The organism is Collinsella aerofaciens, from assembly GCF_901212495.1.
Classification (GTDB): domain Bacteria; phylum Actinomycetota; class Coriobacteriia; order Coriobacteriales; family Coriobacteriaceae; genus Collinsella; species Collinsella aerofaciens_H.
This window is the reverse complement of sequence record NZ_CAAKNY010000051.1, coordinates 27-1,100: the sequence shown is the minus strand read 5'-3', so window position 1 is coordinate 1,100 and position 1,074 is coordinate 27. Positions and strand designations below refer to the sequence as shown.

Below are 1,074 nucleotides of genomic sequence, written 5' to 3'. Positions count from 1 at the left end.
GGCTCACGCGAGAAGCCAGCGTCGCGCGGATGAGGCTGATGCGCGCTTCAAGCAGCGAAAGCTGAAGCGCAAGCAGAAGCATCGCGGTCATTGATCGCCATTTGCGGCGAGCCTCATACCATGGCTCGAGGCTGAGCTGAGGCGCCCTACTTCTCGCCCTCCAGCAGGCCCACGATGCGGTCAATGTCGACGGCGAAGCGGGGCCTCTCCTCGCGCTCATAGCGGTCGAGGTACGCCTGGCACTCGGAGACAATGCGCTTGGTATTGCCGTCGATGATGCGTTGGAGCGTCTCGAAGTAAGCCGAGCCCTCAATCCTGAAGCGACGCTGGTAGGCCTTGGTTATGGGGAACATCTTGATGTAGTGGATGCCATGGCGGCAGCCGGGGCGCGTCGTGGGGCGGGGTGGCAGTGCAAAGTATTGGTCTTTGGGCACGTTGGGGGCGATGTTGGAACGCAGCGGCACGGCGAAGTCCCTGCGCTTTCCGCGGAAACGCAGTCTCACCACCACGATGCAGGGGCGATTGTGCTTGAGCATGAGTTCGCGGTCGCCCTCGACGAGGCTGAAGAAGTCCTGGGAGATGGATACGATCTTCATCGGTTACGCCCCCCTCATACGAAGCGGGGCCCGCATCGCTGCAGGCCCCTACAGGTGGGCGATATTCTACACCTTGCGGCACCCCGTCGCCCACGGAGGTTAAACGTACACGTAAGCCATACTCTAAAAGCCGTGGCTTCCGGCAAGTAGTTTATACCACGAATCGTCACCTTCGATGCGCACGGCTCGCAAAATAACACTCGCTGGGCCGTCACCCCCCCCCGGCCGTTACCCTCCAATCTTCATTGGAGCCAGCAGATCAATTTATATAGTTATGGGGGTTTATCCTAAAGTAAATCAAATATATACGCCCATAACTAAGGAATTTTCTATTCCCACTCGATGGCTTCAGCTCTGCCGTCCCGTCATTCCAGTTGCACCCAGTTTTCGGTGACATCTCGAGCCGAGTGCCGCCAGGTGACATCATGCCGCGTTTCGTTGGCCCCGGAGACAAAAGCGGGGACAACTTCAAAAACTA

1 protein-coding gene and 1 pseudogene (1 of these 2 cut by a window edge) are annotated in these 1,074 nt (G+C 58.3%); one reads left to right on the top strand and one right to left on the bottom strand.

Features of this window, described 5'->3' with window-relative positions; all coding sequences use genetic code 11:
• Positions 1-94 (top strand): annotated as a pseudogene (locus tag SFLMC1_RS05695) (YjdF family protein) (it extends 320 nt beyond the left edge of the window).
• Between the two features lie 52 nt (positions 95-146).
• On the opposite strand, the gene SFLMC1_RS05690 reads toward SFLMC1_RS05695, so the two are convergent.
• Positions 147-596, bottom strand: a complete 450-nt coding sequence (locus SFLMC1_RS05690) for a hypothetical protein (protein WP_152074693.1) — start codon at positions 594-596, stop codon at positions 147-149.
• Positions 597-1,074: the final 478 nt, after the last annotated feature.

Coding starts and splice junctions, on each gene's coding strand:
- SFLMC1_RS05690 (WP_152074693.1), bottom strand. CDS start 596: ATGAAGATCGTATCCATCTCCCAGGACTTCTTCAGCCTCGTCGAGGGC.